The sequence below is a fragment of the Blastomonas natatoria genome (assembly GCF_003201955.1).
Classification (GTDB): domain Bacteria; phylum Pseudomonadota; class Alphaproteobacteria; order Sphingomonadales; family Sphingomonadaceae; genus Blastomonas; species Blastomonas natatoria.
The window spans coordinates 17,148-33,188 of record NZ_QJJM01000010.1 but is presented as its reverse complement, the minus strand read 5'-3'; the positions used below and the strand labels follow the sequence as shown (position 1 = coordinate 33,188).

The 16,041-nt window shown below is 66.1% G+C and carries 13 protein-coding genes; 2 read left to right on the top strand and 11 right to left on the bottom strand.

What is annotated here, in order from left to right:
* Positions 1 to 94 precede the first annotated feature (94 nt).
* The 9 genes from accD to purB form a co-directional block, all read right to left on the bottom strand.
* Positions 95 to 952, bottom strand: a complete 858-nt coding sequence (gene accD / locus C7451_RS13250) for an acetyl-CoA carboxylase, carboxyltransferase subunit beta (protein ID WP_110299454.1) — start codon at positions 950 to 952, stop codon at positions 95 to 97.
* 15 nt (positions 953 to 967) lie between these two features.
* A complete protein-coding gene (gene trpA, locus C7451_RS13245; protein ID WP_110299453.1) occupies positions 968 to 1,774 on the bottom strand; it encodes a tryptophan synthase subunit alpha in 807 nt (268 codons plus the stop codon).
* Positions 1,771 to 2,151: an endonuclease domain-containing protein gene (locus C7451_RS13240; protein WP_110299452.1), complete on the bottom strand. Its 381-nt coding sequence runs from the start codon at positions 2,149 to 2,151 to the stop codon at positions 1,771 to 1,773. The genes trpA and C7451_RS13240 overlap by 4 nt, the downstream gene beginning before the upstream one ends.
* 53 nt (positions 2,152 to 2,204) lie before the next feature.
* A complete protein-coding gene (gene trpB / locus C7451_RS13235) occupies positions 2,205 to 3,446 on the bottom strand; it encodes a tryptophan synthase subunit beta (protein WP_110299451.1) in 1,242 nt (413 codons plus the stop codon).
* Complete coding sequence (locus C7451_RS13230; protein WP_110299450.1) at positions 3,421 to 4,074, bottom strand: phosphoribosylanthranilate isomerase; 654 nt, start codon at positions 4,072 to 4,074, stop codon at positions 3,421 to 3,423. Before C7451_RS13230 ends, trpB begins: the two co-directional genes overlap by 26 nt.
* A gap of 119 nt (positions 4,075 to 4,193) precedes the next feature.
* The gene (pyrF, locus tag C7451_RS13225) at positions 4,194 to 4,868 is read right to left on the bottom strand and encodes an orotidine-5'-phosphate decarboxylase (protein ID WP_110299449.1); all 675 of its coding nucleotides are present in this window, start codon (positions 4,866 to 4,868) and stop codon (positions 4,194 to 4,196) included.
* Positions 4,869 to 4,896: 28 nt separating this feature from the next.
* Positions 4,897 to 5,235 carry a LapA family protein gene (locus C7451_RS13220; RefSeq protein ID WP_110299448.1) on the bottom strand — a complete coding sequence of 113 codons (339 nt, stop codon included), beginning with the start codon at positions 5,233 to 5,235 and terminating at the stop codon, positions 4,897 to 4,899.
* A gap of 84 nt (positions 5,236 to 5,319) precedes the next feature.
* Entirely contained in the window at positions 5,320 to 5,904 is a 585-nt protein-coding gene (locus C7451_RS13215) for a chlorite dismutase family protein (RefSeq protein WP_110299447.1), read from the bottom strand.
* Positions 5,905 to 5,985: 81 nt separating this feature from the next.
* Entirely contained in the window at positions 5,986 to 7,296 is a 1,311-nt protein-coding gene (gene purB, locus C7451_RS13210; RefSeq protein WP_110299446.1) for an adenylosuccinate lyase, read from the bottom strand.
* A 205-nt stretch (positions 7,297 to 7,501) separates the two neighbouring features.
* On the opposite strand from purB, the gene C7451_RS13205 reads away from it, so the two are divergent.
* Entirely contained in the window at positions 7,502 to 9,853 is a 2,352-nt protein-coding gene (locus C7451_RS13205) for a transketolase (protein ID WP_208625216.1), read from the top strand.
* Positions 9,854 to 9,925: 72 nt separating this feature from the next.
* Positions 9,926 to 13,276, top strand: coding sequence for a hybrid sensor histidine kinase/response regulator (locus C7451_RS13200; RefSeq protein ID WP_110299445.1), 3,351 nt, complete (start codon positions 9,926 to 9,928; stop codon positions 13,274 to 13,276).
* 98 nt (positions 13,277 to 13,374) lie between these two features.
* Here the strand turns inward: C7451_RS13200 and C7451_RS13195 are convergent, their stop codons facing one another.
* Together C7451_RS13195 and acs are read right to left on the bottom strand one after the other, a co-directional pair.
* Complete coding sequence (locus C7451_RS13195; protein WP_110299558.1) at positions 13,375 to 13,995, bottom strand: LuxR C-terminal-related transcriptional regulator; 621 nt, start codon at positions 13,993 to 13,995, stop codon at positions 13,375 to 13,377.
* Positions 13,992 to 15,947 (bottom strand): acetate--CoA ligase, encoded by a 1,956-nt coding sequence (acs, locus tag C7451_RS13190; RefSeq protein ID WP_110299444.1) that lies wholly within the window; start codon positions 15,945 to 15,947, stop codon positions 13,992 to 13,994. Before acs ends, C7451_RS13195 begins: the two co-directional genes overlap by 4 nt.
* Positions 15,948 to 16,041 lie beyond the last annotated feature (94 nt).

Sequence of the window (16,041 nt, the reverse complement as noted above, 5' to 3'; positions counted from 1 at the left end):
AAGCGCCATCCCGCTTCCCCTCCGTCAGCCCTGCGGGCTGCCACCTCCCCCGGCGGGGGAGGAGTTGCGTTGTGCCTTGCCACCGCCCTTGCGCTTATGCCGCCGCCTTGGCCGCCATCAGATAATCGATCACGCTGCCCAGCCGCTCGCGCAGGTCCTTGCGCTCGACCACCATGTCGAGCATCCCGTGCTCGAGCAGATATTCGGAGCGCTGGAAGCCTTCGGGCAGCTTTTCGCGGATCGTCTGCTCGATCACGCGCTGGCCTGCAAAGCCGATCAGCGCATTGGGCTCGGCCATCTGGATGTCGCCCAGCATCGCATAGCTCGCGGTCACGCCGCCGGTGGTCGGGTCGGTCAGCACGACAATGTACGGAAGCCCTGCCGCGTGCAGGCGGCTGATCGCCACGGTGCTGCGCGGCATCTGCATCAGCGACAATATGCCTTCCTGCATCCGCGCGCCGCCGGCTGCGGTGAAGATGACATAGGGGCATTTTTCGGCAATCGCGCGCTCGGTGCCGCGGATGAACGCCTCGCCTACCGCCATGCCCATCGATCCGCCCATGAAGGCGAAATCCTGCACGCCGACCACGGCCTTGTGGCCTTGGATGCGGCCCAGCGCATTGGTCAGCGCATCGGTGGCAGTGCCCGCTGCGCGCGCAGCCTTGATGCGGTCGACATATTTCTTGCTGTCGCGGAACTTGAGCGGGTCTTCCTTGACCACCGGCGCGGGCAGCTCTTCCCAGATCTTGTCGTCGAACAGCATCGCAAAGCGCGCAGCAGCGCCGATGCGCTCATGATAGTTGCACTTGGGGCAGACCGAGAGATTGTCCTCGAACTCCTTGGCGAAAACCATTTCGCCGCAGGCCTTGCACTTGTGCCACAGATTGTCGGGCGTGGTGTCACGCTTGGCGATGAGAGGAATCGAATTGCGGACGCGGCTGAACCAGCTCATGGGGGGATGCTCCTATCAGGCGTTCGTTGTGGCGCGCGCCGTGGCGATCGCGTCGCTGAGGCTGCGGATATAGTCGCGCACCGGGCCTGCCGCTGCCGCGCCATGTTCGGCGACGATATCGACGATGGCGCTGCCGACGACCACGCCATCGGCAACGCGGGCGATCGCGGCGGCCTGCTCGGGCGTGCGCACGCCGAAGCCGACCGCGACGGGCAGGTCGGTCGAGGCCTTGAGCCGGGTCACCGCTTCCTCGATGCTCGCCTGCACCGCCTGCTGCTTGCCGGTGATCCCGGCGACCGAGACGTAATACAGGAACCCGCCTGCGCCATCGAGTACGGCGGGCAGCCGCGCGGCATCGGTGGTCGGCGTCGCGAGCCGGATCGGGGCGATGCCCTTGGCGCGGAGAGCCGGGCCAAGCGCCGCGTCTTCCTCGACCGGAATGTCGACGCAGATCACGCCATCGACGCCAGCCGCTGCCGCGGCATCGGCAAACCATTCGGGTCCGCGCCGGGTCATCGGATTGGCGTAGCCCATCAGAACCAGCGGCACATCGGGGTGGTGGCTACGGAAATCGGTGGCGATCTGCAGGATGTCGGCGGTCTTTGTGCCCGCAGCCAGTGAACGCAGGTTCGCCGCCTGGATCGCAGGACCATCGGCCATCGGATCGGTGAACGGCATGCCCAGCTCGATCACATCCGCGCCGCCCTCGACCAGCGCGTCGAGGATCGCGGGCGTGGCAGCGGGCGTAGGATCGCCCGCAGTGACGAAGCACACGAGCGCGGCGCGGTCGGCGGGGAAGGCGGAGGAAAGGCGCGCGCTCATCTAGCCCTCTCCCCTTCAGGGGGGAGGGTTGGGAGGGGGGCCTGAACCGCCGTTTCGATCAACATCAATACACCTTCCATCGCGGTCATTACATCATAGTTGGTAAAGCGCAGCACTCGATAGCCCAGGCTCTCCAGATAATTTGTCCTCGCCGCATCATAGCCTTCACGGCCATCATGACTGTCGCCGTCGACCTCAATTACCAGCATCGGATTGCGTGAGGCAAAATCTACGATGTAATTTCCGATCACTTTCTGTGGCCGAAATTTCACTCCGGCAAATCTTTTGGCTCGAAGCTCAAGCCAAAGTCTTATCTCGGTTTCGGTGGCTTCGATGCGCATGGCCCTTGCTCGTTGGGTCAATGTCTCGGGCCGCATCGCATTCCCCCCTCCCAACCCTCCCCCCTGAAGGGGAGAGGGCAATTTCTTCGCTACATCTCCACTCCCAGCTTCTCGGCCACGGTGAAGATGTCCTTGTCGCCGCGGCCGCACAGGTTGGCGAGGATGATCTGGTCGCGGTCCATGTCCTTGGCGATCTTGGCGACTGCCGCAATCGCATGCGCGGGCTCGAGCGCGGGGATGATGCCCTCGGTGCGGCAGAGCAGCTGGAAGGCGTCGAGCGCCTCGTCATCGGTGATCGCGGTATATTCGACGCGGCCCATGTCCTTGAGCCAGGCGTGTTCGGGGCCGATGCCGGGATAATCGAGGCCCGCGCTGATCGAATGGCCCTCGGTGATCTGGCCGTCTTCGTCCTGCAAAAGGTAGGTCTTGTTGCCGTGCAGGATGCCGGGAAAGCCGCCCAAGAGGCTCGCGGCATGCTGGTCGCCATCGAGGCCATAGCCCGCCGCCTCGACGCCGAGCATCTTGACCTCATCGTCGAGGAACGGGTGGAACAGGCCGAGCGCGTTCGATCCGCCGCCGATCGCCGCGACCAGCAGGTCGGGCAGGCGATTGATGCGGCTGAGCATCTGCGCGCGCGCTTCCTTGCCGATCACACTCTGGAAATCGCGGACCAGTTCCGGGTACGGGTGCGGGCCTGCGGCGGTGCCGATGATGTAGAAGGTGTCGTGGACATTGGCGACCCAGTCGCGCAGGCCTTCGTTCATCGCGTCCTTGAGCGTTGCTGCGCCCGATGTGACGGGGACGACTTCCGCGCCGAGCAGCTTCATGCGGAACACATTGGGCTGCTGCCGCGCGACGTCGGTCGCGCCCATATAGATCACGCAGGGCAGGCCGAAGCGCGCGCAGACGGTCGCGGTGGCGACGCCGTGCTGACCCGCGCCCGTTTCCGCGATAATCCGCGTCTTGCCCATGCGCATCGCGAGCAGGATCTGACCGATACAGTTGTTGATCTTGTGCGCGCCGGTATGGTTCAATTCGTCGCGCTTGAACCAGACCTGTGCGCCCTTGCCTGCGGGGGCATCTTTCCGCAGTTCCTCGGTCAGCCGCTCGGCATAATAAAGCGGGCTGGGGCGGCCGACATAATGTTCGAGCAGGTCGTCGAACTGCGCCTGGAACGTGGGATCGGCCTTGGCGGCGCGATAGTGCTTCTCCAGATCGAGCACCAGGGGCATCAGGGTTTCGGCAACATAGCGCCCGCCGAACTGGCCGAAATGGCCCTGTGCGTCGGGTTGATTGCGATAGCTGTTAAGCTGGGTTGCTGTATTGGTCATGGTCGCGAACCGCTTGGCAAAAGCGGGCGATCTTGTCCATATCTTTGACTCCCGGAGCGCTTTCCACGCCCGAGGAGACATCGACCAGCGGGGCCCGTGTCGCAGCCAGAGCTTCGCCGACATTGTCGGGGCTGAGTCCACCTGCCAGCCCCCAGGGCAGGGCGTGGCTGTGCCCGACCAGCAGCGACCAGTCGACCACCGATCCGTTTCCACCGGGCAGCGCCTGGGCGGGGGCATCGAACAGCAGCCGGTCGCCGCTGCCATCGAAGCGGCGGGCGTTGGTCAGCGTCTCGGCGCTGCGCAGGCCCAGAGCCTTCCACGCCTCGACCGGCATGTGCTGCTTCACGATCCGCAGCCATTCGGGCTTTTCCGATCCGTGGAACTGGATGACATCGGGCCGCACGGTGCGTTGAGCGCGCTGGGTCAGCTCGGGCGAGGCGTTGACCAGCAGCAGCACGACCTGGACATGAGACGGCGTGCGGCGACGCAGGTCGCCGGCCTGTTCAAGCGTGACATGGCGCGGGCTCTTCTCGAAATGCACCAGGCCGATATGCGTCGCGCCCTCGCGCGCGGCGGCATCGATCGCCGCCTCGGTGGAAAGTCCGCAGATCTTGATGAGGGTGGTCATGTTACCTTCGTTTCCCGTGTCTCGTCATTCCCGCGACCGCGGGAATCCCGCTTTGCTGTTACCTGGCGCAAAAGCGGGACCCCCGCCTTCGCGGGGGTGACGGTAATATGGGGGGTGTTCTACAATGTCGCCATGATGTCGCGCGCGGCCTGGTCAGGGTTCTCGGCACGCGCGATGGGGCGGCCGATGACCAGCACCGAGGCCCCCGCATCGCGGGCCTGGCGCGGCGTGACGGCACGCTTCTGGTCGCCCAGGACGGCGCTGGCAGGGCGCACGCCGGGGACGACAAAAAAGCCGTCGCGCCATTGCTGGCGGACCGCGCCGACCTCCTGCCCCGAACAGACGATGCCGTCGAGCCCGGCCTGATGCGCCAGATCGGCAAGGCGCAGCACATTGTCATGCGCCGTCCCTGAATAGCCGATCCGCGCTATGTCGGTGTCGTCGAGACTGGTCAGCATGGTGACCGCGACAACCCTGGTATGCGCCCCTGCGGCCGCCTTGGCATCCTCCATCATCGCGCGGCCACCGGCAGCATGGATGGTGACGATCGCCGGCTCCAGCACATGAATTGCCTGCATCGCAGCGGCGACGGTGTTGGGAATGTCGTGGAGCTTGAGGTCGAGAAAGATCGGCAGGCCCAGCTTCGCGATCTCGTGCACGCCGTGATGACCATGCGCGCAGAAGAACTCCAGGCCCAGCTTCACGCCGCCGATATGGCCTCGCACCTGCTGCACCAGAGCGGTGGCGCGCGCCAGGTCGGGAAGATCGACCGCGAGATAGATGGGATTGGACATGACGTGAATGTACCCCTGTTGAATTCTCTCAGACCGATCGCAGCGCAGTTTCCGGCTCTGTCGTCTCTGCAGCTGGCATAGGTGCCAAGGGCGCGCCAGGCGAAGGCGTGGCGACGGGCGCTGCATTGCGGGCGAGATTGCCCTCCAGCGTCGCTATCCGTCGCTTCAGCCGCCAGCTGGCCGTCCGGTGATAGGCCCAGAGAGGCAGGAATCCGGCAAGGAAGGTCATCAGCAGCAGCACCGGCAGCTTGGTCACCAGTTCCAGCCCGCCCCACAGATCCACCGTCACGGCCTGCCAGTTGTTATAGGCGAATACGACGAACACGACGGCGATCATGATGATCACCAGCGTCTTGAGGAACTGCATGACCGCGCTGTCTCCTTGAATTCTGCCCGCGTCCCGGCGGTCGAGCGGAGAGCATAGGGGGATAAATCGCGATTGGCCAGTCCGCTATCCGGCAGGGGCTGCAGCGCAATCGGCGCGGATCAGCCGGATATCGATTTCGCGATCGATAAAGCGCCATTCCTCGGTAATGCGCAGCCGCGCCAGCAGATCGTCGAACTCGCCCTCCAGCTCGGGCTCGAATTCGAACCAGGTCAGAAAGTCGAATGGTTCGCCAAGGTCCCTGCAATGGTGCAGGCGGCGGGCTATCCCGGGCAGATAGCCAAGCCCGATCGGCGTATGGGCGGATCGTTCATAGATCGCCCGGCGCTCATCCTGCGCCATTGCCCACCAAGCCGCAGACTTGCGGATCGGGATCAGTGCGGCCATCCGCGCTTCGCTGCGTCCCAGCGGCGCTGAGCGCGCATCGAGCTTCAGCCGCTCGGCCCCCGTCGTGTAGCGCAGGTTCGATGTGAAGCCGGTGAGCGTCCAGAGAGCCGGTGCGAGCGTCGGAGCTGTGCCGATGCGCTCGGCCGCAGGCAAGTCCTCGCCGATCCGGGTCGATTGTCGCACGACCTGCCATTCGCCCGCCGACCCGGCATGGAAAGCCACCGTCAGCGGAGAGGTGGCACCATAAGAAACTGCACTGGCCATGAGAGAGCCTCCGACAGCCGGGCGCCAGGCCCGGCCCTCGCGGTTCGCTCGTGGCTGTTCGCGCGTTACGCGCCTGGCACGTCAGCCGAAGACGCGCGCAAAGATCGTGTCGACATGCTTGAAATGATAATCGAGGTTGAATTTCTCCTCGATCTCTTCGGCCGACAGCGCGGCGGTTACTTCCTCGTCGGCCTTGAGCAGATCGAGCAGCGACAGCGCGCCATCCGATTCCCAGACCTTCATCGCGTTGCGCTGGACCAGGCGATAGGCGTCCTCGCGGCTCACGCCTGCCTGGGTCAGCGCCAGCAGCACGCGCTGCGAGTGGACAAGCCCGCCCATCTTGTCGAGATTCTTCTGCATCCGTTCAGGATATACGAGCAGCTTGTCGATGACGCCGGTCAGCCGTGCCAGCGCGAAATCGAGCGTGATCGTCGCATCGGGACCGATGAAGCGCTCGACCGAACTGTGCGAGATATCGCGCTCGTGCCACAGGGCGACATTTTCCATCGCCGGGATCGTCGCGCTGCGCACCAGCCGGGCGAGGCCGGTGAGATTCTCGGTCAGCACCGGGTTGCGCTTGTGCGGCATGGCCGACGAACCCTTCTGGCCGGGCGAGAAATATTCCTCCGCTTCCAGCACCTCGGTGCGCTGCAGATGGCGCACCTCGGTCGCCAGCCGCTCGATCGAAGAGGCGATGACGCCAAGCGTCGCGAAATACATCGCATGCCGGTCGCGCGGGATGACCTGGGTCGAGACGGGCTCCAGCGCCAGACCCAGCTTCTTGGCGACATGCGCCTCGACGCGCGGGTCGATATTGGCGAAGGTGCCGATCGCGCCGGAAATCGCGCAGGTGGCGATCTCGGCGCGCGCCGCCTTCAGGCGCGCCCGGCAGCGGTCGAACTCGGCATAGGCCTGTGCAAGCTTGAGCCCGAAGGTGGTCGGCTCGCCATGGATGCCGTGGCTGCGGCCGATGGTCGGCGTATATTTGTGCTCCATCGCGCGCCGCTCGATCGCTTCGAGCAGCGCGTCCATGTCGGCGAGCAGGATGTCGGTGGCGCGTGCGAGCTGCACCGCAAGGCAGGTGTCGAGCACGTCCGAGCTGGTCATGCCCTGGTGCATGAAGCGCGCCTCGTCGCCGACCTGTTCTGCCACCCAGGTGAGGAAGGCGATGACATCGTGCTTGGTGACCGCCTCGATCGCGTCGATCGCGGCGACGTCGATCACAGGGTTGGTCGCCCACCAGGCCCAGAGTGCCTTGGCGGCGGACTTGGGCACCACGCCGATCTCGGCGAGCGCATCGGTGGCGTGCGCCTCGATCTCGAACCAGATGCGGAACTTTGCCTCCGGCTCCCAGATGGCGGTCATTTGCGGGCGGGAATAGCGGGGGACCATATACTGTCCTTGCGGCAAGAGGCGAGATCGGGCCGCGCGAATGCGGCCCCGGCGAGTCCGCCGCGCAGCTAGCAGCAAGCGGCCAGGGGTTCAACCGGCGCGGACGCGAGAGCGAACGCTGGCGCACGAAAATGCTGGATGAAGCCCGGACTTTTCGGGCATGGGAGAGGTCACGATTCCCCCCGATCTGACGAAAAGGCCCCCCATGGTCATCGATACCGTCTCTACCGAAAGCCGCGCCGAGACTGTCCGGCTGCTCACCGAAATCGAGCAGCGGCTGCGCTGGCTGTCTTCGTGGATGATCCACAATGCCAACAATATCCGCGAAAAGCGCGACGGGCTGAAGGTGGGCGGGCATCAGGCGAGCTGCGCATCGATGACCGCGATCATGGCCGCGCTGTATTTCCACGCGCTGCGCCCGCAGGACAAGGTGGCGGTCAAGCCGCATGCCGGCCCGGTGCTGCACGCGATCCACTATCTGCTCGACGAGCAGACGCGCGAGAAGATGGAGCGGTTTCGCGGCCTTGGCGGGGTGCAGAGCTATCCTTCGCGGACCAAGGACAGCATTCCGGTCGATTTCTCCACCGGATCTGTGGGCCTGGGCGTCGCGATCACCGCGTTCAGCTCGCTGGTGCAGGATTACCTCATCGCGCACGGCCAGCTGCGCGAGGAGCAGTCGGGGCGGATGATCGCGCTGATGGGCGATGCCGAGCTCGATGAAGGCAATATCTACGAATGCCTGATCGAGGGCTACAAGCACGACCTGCGCAATTGCTGGTGGATCGTCGATTACAACCGCCAGTCGCTCGACGCGACCACTGCGGACCGCATGTTCCGCCGCTTCGACGACATTTTCGAGACCTGCGGCTGGCGCGTCGTGACCTTGAAGCATGGCAAGCTGCAGCGCGCGGCGTTCCAGCTGCCAGGCGGCAAGGCGCTTGAGGACTGGATCGAGACCTGCCCCAATGCTGATTTTGCGGCACTCACCTATCTGGGCGGTGCGGCCTGGCGCGAGCGGCTGATGCACGATATCGGCAGGAAGCGCGGCGTGGCCGAGCTGCTCGGATCGTTCGACGATGCCGGCCTTGCGCAGCTGATGACCAATCTCGGCGGCCATTGCATCGAGACGCTGCTCGACGCGTTCGACAGCATGGACGACGAGCGCCCGACGCTGCTGATCGCCTATACCGTCAAGGGCTATGGCCTGCCGCTCGCCGGGCACAAGGACAATCATTCGGGCATGATGAATGCCGGACAGATCGAGGGTTTCCGCGATGCGCTCGGCATCGCGCCGGGCGAGGAATGGGGCAAATGGTCGGGGCTCGGAGACAATCTCGCCAGCGCGCTCCAGGCCTTCGTTGCCGACAGCCCGATCGCGCGCAAGCAGGCGGAACATGCCGCGCCCACGATTCCCTTGCCCGACCGGCTGCCCGTGCCCGAAGGCCGGGAGCAGTCGACCCAGGCTGCGTTCGGCAAGATCCTGCACGATCTCGCCAAGTCCGATGCCCCGCTTGCTGACCGTCTGGTCACCACCGCGCCCGATGTCACGCAGACGACCAATCTCGGCGCGTTCGTCAACCAGCGCGGGCTGTTCCGGCGGCAGGAACTGGCGGACGTGTTCCAGCGCGTGAAGATCCCCTCGGCGCAGAAATGGGCGGCGCACCAGGCGGGTCAGCATATCGAGCTGGGCATCGCGGAGAACAATTTCTTCCTCGCGCTCGCGGCCCTGGGCCTTTCCGCCCCGCATTTCGGCACGCGGTTGATGCCGGTGGGCACTGTCTATGATCCGTTCATCGCGCGCGGGCTCGATGCGCTCAACTATGGCTGCTACCAGGATTCGCGCTTCCTGCTGGTCGGCACGCCTTCGGGCATCACGCTCGCGGGCGAGGGCGGTGCGCATCAGTCGATCAACACCCCGCTGATCGGAATGGGCCAGCCGGGGCTGGAAAGCTTCGAACCGGCCTTTGCCGATGAGGTCGCGCTGATGATGGCGTTCGCATTCCGGCACATGCAGGCAGCGGATGGCGCGTCGGTCTATCTGCGCCTGACGACCCGCGTGATCGAGCAGATTGCGCGCACCGACAGCGCGTGGGAGGCCGATGCGCTCGCCGGCGCTTACTGGCTGCGTGAGCCTGGTCCGGGAGCCGAAGCCGCTATCGTCTATTGCGGCGCGGTCGCTTCGGAAGCGCTAGAGGCGTGGGAGGCGCTCAAGGGTGACATTCCCGGCCTCGGTCTTCTCGCTGTCACCTCGCCCGATCGGCTGCACCGCGACTGGTCGGCGCAGAGGTCCGCGCGCTGGACCGGCAAACCGGGCGGGCAGAGCCATGTCGCAAGGCTGCTCGGACAGCTTTCGCCGACCGCAGGCCTGGTCACGGTGCTCGACGGGTCGCCCGCCGCGCTCTCCTGGCTCGGCGGCGTGAGGGGGCACCGCGTGAGCCCGCTCGGCACCGACCGTTTCGGCCAGACCGGCGATCTGCCCGACCTCTACCGCACCTACCGGCTCGATCGCGAGGCGATCATCGATGCGATGGCGGAGCTGTTCGTCGGGCGCGATTGACCGGGCTCGCTCCCCTGACATAAACTGACCGTCACGAGCCCTGTTGGGCCGGGGGGAGGAGCGCTGGAGCTTATGAGCCTGCCGTCGGCGGCATTGATCGGGCTTGCGGTCATCCTGCTGCTGTTCGCGGTGGCGGCTCTGGTCGAGCGGCGCGCGGACGAGGCCGAGCGGCGGCCCTGGCTCAGGCAACTGGCCTACACGCTGGCGCTGGGCGTCTATTGCTCCAGCTGGACCTTTTACGGCGCGGTCGGGTCGATCGTGCGCGACGGCTGGTACTATCTGCCGATCTATCTCGCGCCGATCTGTCTGTTGCTGTTCGCCCCGCGTTTCCTCAGGCGGCTCGCCCAGGCCGTGGCGGAGGAGCAGGCGACCACCGTGTCCGATTTCATCGCCGCGCGCTTCGGGCATGACAATGGCGTCGCGCGGCTGGTGACGCTGATCGCCCTTGTTGGCACCATTCCCTATGTCGCGCTGCAGTTCCGCTCGATCGGCGGCGCGCTCTCGCTCGCATCGGGCAAGCCGATGGCCGATGCCGCGATGATCGGCGCGGCGGTGCTGCTCGCGCTGTTCGCGATCCTGTTCGGCGCTCGCCGCTATGAACTCGCGGGACGCAGCGAGGGGCTGGTCTATGCGATCGGGCTGGAATCGGTGATCAAGATCGTCGCGCTGACGGCGGTCGCGGCGGTCGCTGCGGTATTGCTGGTTGGCGCTGACGGAGGCGCTGTCGATCGCGGCGCGGCGTTGCTGGCCGAGAATTTTCAGCCCGAGCGGCTATCGGTCGAGTTCGCGGTCATCTTCCTCATTTCGGCCATGGCGATCATCGCGCTGCCGCGGCAATTCTATATGGGGCTGGTCGAGGCGCAGGATGCCGGCGCGCTGCACCGCGCGCGGTTCGGGCTTGCGGCCTATCTCGCCGTCATGGCGATCATGGCGCTGCCGATCGCGCTCGCCGGGGCCAGCCTGGTGCAGGCGGATACGGGCGCCGACCTCTATGTGCTGCAGATTCCGGCGCTGGCGGGCAATGGCGGCGTGCTGGTGCTGGCGCTGATCGGCGGGATCAGCGCGGCGGCATCGATGGTGATCGTCGATGCGACCGCGCTCGCCACCATGGTCTCGAACGACCTGATCTTTCCGGCGCTGCTGCAGCGCGACCGATCGGATGCGGCCGAAGGCGCGTTCGGGCGGCGGATGCTGCGCGTGCGGCGGGCCTCGATCCTGGGCATCGTCGCTGCCTCGCTCGCCTGGGCGCTGCTGATCCCGGCGGAGAATACGCTCGCCTCGATCGGGCTCGTCGCGTTCGCCGCGATGGCGCAGTTCACCCCGCATCTTATCCTGGCGACGCAGGGCGGCGGGCGCGATGCGCTGGCGGCCCGGGTGAGCCTGGGCATAGGCTTTGCCCTGTGGCTTTACACGCTCGCCCTGCCGCCGATCCTGCCCGATGGCTGGATGATGGCACTACAAGGCACGCTGGTCGATCCGATGCGGCTGTTCGGCATCGGCAATGCCTCGCCGCTGGTACACGGCGTCGCCTGGAGCCTGGGGGCGAATCTGATCGCTTATAGCCTTGTCGCGGCGCGCAAGGTGCAGGCGCGGCCCTTGCTGTGGCAGTTGCGCGGCGCGCAGAAGATCAGCGATCTCGACGATCTCGCGCGGTTGACCGCCAGCTTTGTTGGGACCGAGCGGGCGCGCACCGAATTTCCCGATGCTGCGCCGGGCGTGCCGATCACCCGTGCCGCTGCGCAACGAGCGCGCGACCTCATTGCCCGCGTGGTGGGCGCATCTTCGGCGCGCGCGCTGGTCGCCTCGGCGCTCGCGGGCAGCCAGATGAGCCTGGCCGATGTCACGCGTCTGCTCGGCGAGCGCGGCCAGTCGCTGCGCTTTTCGCGCGAGCTGCTCGCCGCCACCTTCGAGAATGTCGATGCCGGGATCAGCGTGGTCGATGCCGAGATGAACCTTGTCGCGTGGAACAGCCAGTATCTCGACATTTTCGGTTATCCGCCGGGTCTGGTGCGCGTGGGCACGCCGATTGCGGAGCTCATCCGCTATAATGCGCGGCTGGGCGATTTCGGATCGGAGGATATCGAGCATCATGTCGAAAAGCGGCTTGGCCATATGCGTCGGGGACAGCCGCACAGCTTCGAGCGGCAGCGCAAGGACGGGCGCGTCATCAAGACCGTGGGCGGGCCGATGCCCGGCGGCGGCTATGTCACCAGCTTTACCGACATCACCGCCGAGGCGCGGATGCGCGACGAGCTCGAGCGCACGCTGGCCGAGCTGGAACAGCGTGTCGCCGACCGCACCCAGGAGCTGAGCAGCGCCAACCGCCAGCTCGCACAGGCGACGCGCGACAAGACGCGCTTCCTCGCCGCCGCGAGCCATGACCTGTTGCAGCCGCTGCATGCCGCGCGGCTGTTTACCGCCGCGCTGACTCGCGATGCCGAACCGGGCACGCAGCAACTGGCGCGGCGGATAGACAGCGCGATCGGCGCGGCGGACGGCCTCATTCGCGCGCTGCTCGATATCAGCCGGCTCGATGCAGGCGGGGTAGAGCCGAGCCCGGAGCCGGTGGCGCTGGGGCCGTTCCTCACCGATCTTGCCGAAAGCTTCGTGCCGATGGCCGAGGACAAGGGGCTGGGCCTGCGGATCGGGCCGCTATCGGGCCATGTCCATACCGATCCCGGACTGTTGCGCTCGATCCTGCAGAATTTCCTGTCCAATGCGCTGCGCTACACGCCCGAGGGCGTGGTGCTGATCGGCACGCGGCGGCGCGGCAACCGCATCCGCATTGATATCATCGATACCGGCGTCGGCATTGCCGAGGACCAGATCGAGGCGATCTTTGCCGAATTCACCCGACTGGGCACGGTCGAGGCCGAAGGGCTGGGGCTGGGCCTTGCGCTGTCCGAGCGGATCGCGCGGCTGCTCGGCGGGGTGATCGAGGTCAAGTCGGTGCCGGGCAAGGGCAGCCGGTTCAGCCTGTCGCTGCCCGCTGCCTGGCCGATCGATGCGCCAACCCCGATTACCGCTCCTGCGCCCGCCATGTGGCCTGATCGAGCGCTCAAGGTGCTGGTGGTCGACAATGACCCGCTGATCGTCGAGGGCACGACCAGCCTGCTCGGACTGCTCGGCCATGATCCGCACGGGGCCGATGGCCCGGCAGCGGCGCTGGCGCAAGCAGGGCCGTTCGATGCCGCGCTGGTCGATTATCAGCTCGGCGCGTCGATCGACGGCCTCGCGCTGATCGCGGCGCTGCGCGAGCAGCATCCGGGGCTTCCCGCCGCGCTCGTCACCGCGCAGGGTTCGCCCGCACTGGCACGGCGCGCGGCGCGCATGGGCGTGGTGCTGATCGCCAAGCCGGCGGGGGCGGATCTGATCGGCGGTTTCCTCGCCAATGTCGCCGCCGGAGCCCGCGAACCCGCCTAGACCGCGATGACGTTTTGCTGAACCGTCAGCGCGGTCTATCTGTTTGTTGTCGCATGATTTTTTGACAAAAACCGGTTCCCACTTTTTGTCATCATGCTCTAATGCCTGAGGTCGAGCCCCAGCGAGCGGGCGACGAGGGCGGCCTGGGTGCGGTTCTGCACGCCCAGCTTGCGCATGATCGTGGTCATGTGCGCCTTGACCGTCGCCTCGCTCATCGCGAGGTCGTGCGCGATCTGCTTGTTGAGCTTGCCGTCGATCACCTCGCGCAGCACGCGCAGCTGGGTCGGGGTGAGGCCCGCGACATCCTGTGGCAATGGCTCGGGGCCGGTCGCCAAAGAAGCCGCTGGAGCGCGACCGCCCAGGGCCCGCGCAATCGCCGCTTCGATCGTACCGAGATCGCTGTCCTTCGAGAGAAAGCCGACCGCGCCGAGCTGCCGAGCCTCCTCAGCGACCGCATTACCTTCCGCGCTGGAAACGACCAGGATCGGCACTTCGGGCCGCTCGGCATGCAGCATGGCGATGCCCGAATATCCAAGCGCGCCCGGCATCTTGAGATCGAGCAGGATGAGGCGTAGTCCTTGCGCGGTGCTGGCTGCGGCAGCGGCTGCGGCGAGCGTTCCGGTTTCCAGAATCTGCGCTTGCGGAGCGACCCGGCTGACCGCCAGGATCAGCGCCTGGCGGAACAGCGGGTGGTCATCCGCGATCAGGATCGTTTCTATGTCGCATCTGCCAGTTGCGGTCTGCCTGCGACAAGATGCTCGACAACCTGCGGATCGGCAAGCGTCGAGATATCGCCCAGGTTCGACAGGTCGTTCTCCCCGATCTTGCGCAATATGCGCCGCATGATCTTGCCCGAACGGGTCTTGGGCAGCGCGGGCGTGAACTGGATGATGTCGGGCGTCGCGATCGGGCCGATCTCGCGGCGGACCCATTGCACCAGATCGCGGCGCAGCTGCTCGTCGGGCTCGACCTCGACATTGGTCGTCACGAAGGCATAGATGCCCTGGCCCTTGACCGCGTGCGGCATGCCGACCACCGCAGCCTCGGCGACCTTGGGATGCGCAACCAGCGCGCTTTCGACCTCTGCCGTTCCCATGCGATGGCCCGAGACGTTGATCACATCGTCGATGCGGCCGGTGATCCAGTAATAGCCATCCTCGTCGCGCTTGCAGCCGTCGCCGGTGAAATACAGGCCCTTGAAGGTGGTGAAATAGGTCTGGAAGAAGCGCTCGTGATCGCCCCAGACGGTGCGCATCTGGCCGGGCCAGCTGCGGTCGATGACCAGACAGCCTTCGCCCGCACCCTCGATCACCTGCCCCTCATTGTCGAGCAGCAGCGGCCTAACCCCGAACATCGGCTTGGCGGCCGAGCCGGGCTTGAGCGCATGCGCGCCGGGCAGCGGGGTCATCATGCACGCGCCGGTTTCGGTCTGCCACCAGGTGTCGACGATCGGGCAGCGGCCCTCGCCGACGACGCGGTGATACCATTCCCACGCCTCGGGATTGATCGGCTCGCCGACCGAGCCGAGCAGGCGCAAGGACTTGCGGCTGGTCCTCGTCACCCACTCGTCGCCCTCGCGCATCAGCGCGCGCAGCGCGGTGGGCGCGCCATAGAAGATCTCGACGCCGAACTTGTCGACGATCTGCCAGAAGCGCGAGGCATCGGGCCAGGTCGGCACGCCTTCGAACATCACCGTGGTCGCGCCGGTCATCAGCGGGGCATAGACGACATAGCTGTGCCCGGTGACCCAGCCCACATCTGCCGCGCACCAGTAGATCTGGCCGGGGCGGTAATCGAAGACATACTGGAAGGTCATCGCAGCCCACACGGCATAGCCACCCGTGGTGTGCAGCACGCCCTTGGGCTTGCCGGTCGAACCAGAGGTATAGAGGATGAACAGCGGGTCTTCCGCGCCCATTTCCTCTGCCGGGCAATCGGCGGATTGCGCGGCGACGCCCATCGCCCAGTCGATATCGCGGCCTTGCGTCATCGGGACGTCGGCGCCGGTGTGCTTCAGCACGATGACGGTATCGACGGCCTCGCAATTATGGCCGAGCGCGGCATCGACATTGGCCTTCAGGGGCACCTTCTTGCCGCCGCGCAGCCCTTCATCGGCGGTGACGACGATACGGCTGTCGCAATCTTGGATGCGCCCGGCGAGCGCCTCGGGCGAGAAGCCTGCGAACACCACCGAATGGATCGCGCCGATGCGCGCGCAGGCGAGCATCGCGACCGCTGCCTCGGGCACCATCGGCAGGTAGAGCGTCACCCGCTCGCCCTTGCGCACGCCTTGCGCCTTCAACAGGTTGGCGAAGCGGCAGACCATCTCGTGCAGTTCGCCATAGGTGATTGCGCGCGAAGCTGCGTCCGGGCTGTCCGCCTCCCACAGGATCGCAACCTGATCGCCGCGCTCTTCGAGGTGCCGGTCGAGGCAGTTGGCGGCGAGGTTGAGCGTGCCGTCGGCGAACCATTTGATGCCGAAATCGGCCTCGTGGAAGCTCGCTTCGCTGACCCGGGTGAACGGCCTGATCCAGTCGATCCGCGCCGCTTCTTCCCGCCAGAAGGCATCGGGCTGCTCGATCGACATGCGGTAGCGCTCTTCGTAGACCGGCGCGGTGATCAGCGCATTTTCGGCCCAGTCGGCGGGCACGGGATAGACGGCATCGGCCATGGTCACTCTCCTCATTGAGCTGCGTCTGAGGGCGCAGGGCTGGCGCGATGATAAGCCGCCGCTGCCCGATGGGGCCATTAGACAAAGGTCGTAG

Coding starts and splice junctions, on each gene's coding strand:
- C7451_RS13220 (WP_110299448.1), bottom strand. CDS start 5,235: ATGCAGTTCCTCAAGACGCTGGTGATCATCATGATCGCCGTCGTGTTC.
- C7451_RS13200 (WP_110299445.1), top strand. CDS start 9,926: ATGAGCCTGCCGTCGGCGGCATTGATCGGGCTTGCGGTCATCCTGCTG.
- acs (WP_110299444.1), bottom strand. CDS start 15,947: ATGGCCGATGCCGTCTATCCCGTGCCCGCCGACTGGGCCGAAAATGCG.
- trpB (WP_110299451.1), bottom strand. CDS start 3,446: ATGACCAATACAGCAACCCAGCTTAACAGCTATCGCAATCAACCCGAC.
- trpA (WP_110299453.1), bottom strand. CDS start 1,774: ATGAGCGCGCGCCTTTCCTCCGCCTTCCCCGCCGACCGCGCCGCGCTC.
- C7451_RS13215 (WP_110299447.1), bottom strand. CDS start 5,904: ATGGCCAGTGCAGTTTCTTATGGTGCCACCTCTCCGCTGACGGTGGCT.
- accD (WP_110299454.1), bottom strand. CDS start 952: ATGAGCTGGTTCAGCCGCGTCCGCAATTCGATTCCTCTCATCGCCAAG.
- pyrF (WP_110299449.1), bottom strand. CDS start 4,868: ATGTCCAATCCCATCTATCTCGCGGTCGATCTTCCCGACCTGGCGCGC.
- C7451_RS13205 (WP_208625216.1), top strand. CDS start 7,502: ATGGTCATCGATACCGTCTCTACCGAAAGCCGCGCCGAGACTGTCCGG.
- purB (WP_110299446.1), bottom strand. CDS start 7,296: ATGGTCCCCCGCTATTCCCGCCCGCAAATGACCGCCATCTGGGAGCCG.
- C7451_RS13240 (WP_110299452.1), bottom strand. CDS start 2,151: ATGCGGCCCGAGACATTGACCCAACGAGCAAGGGCCATGCGCATCGAA.
- C7451_RS13230 (WP_110299450.1), bottom strand. CDS start 4,074: ATGACCACCCTCATCAAGATCTGCGGACTTTCCACCGAGGCGGCGATC.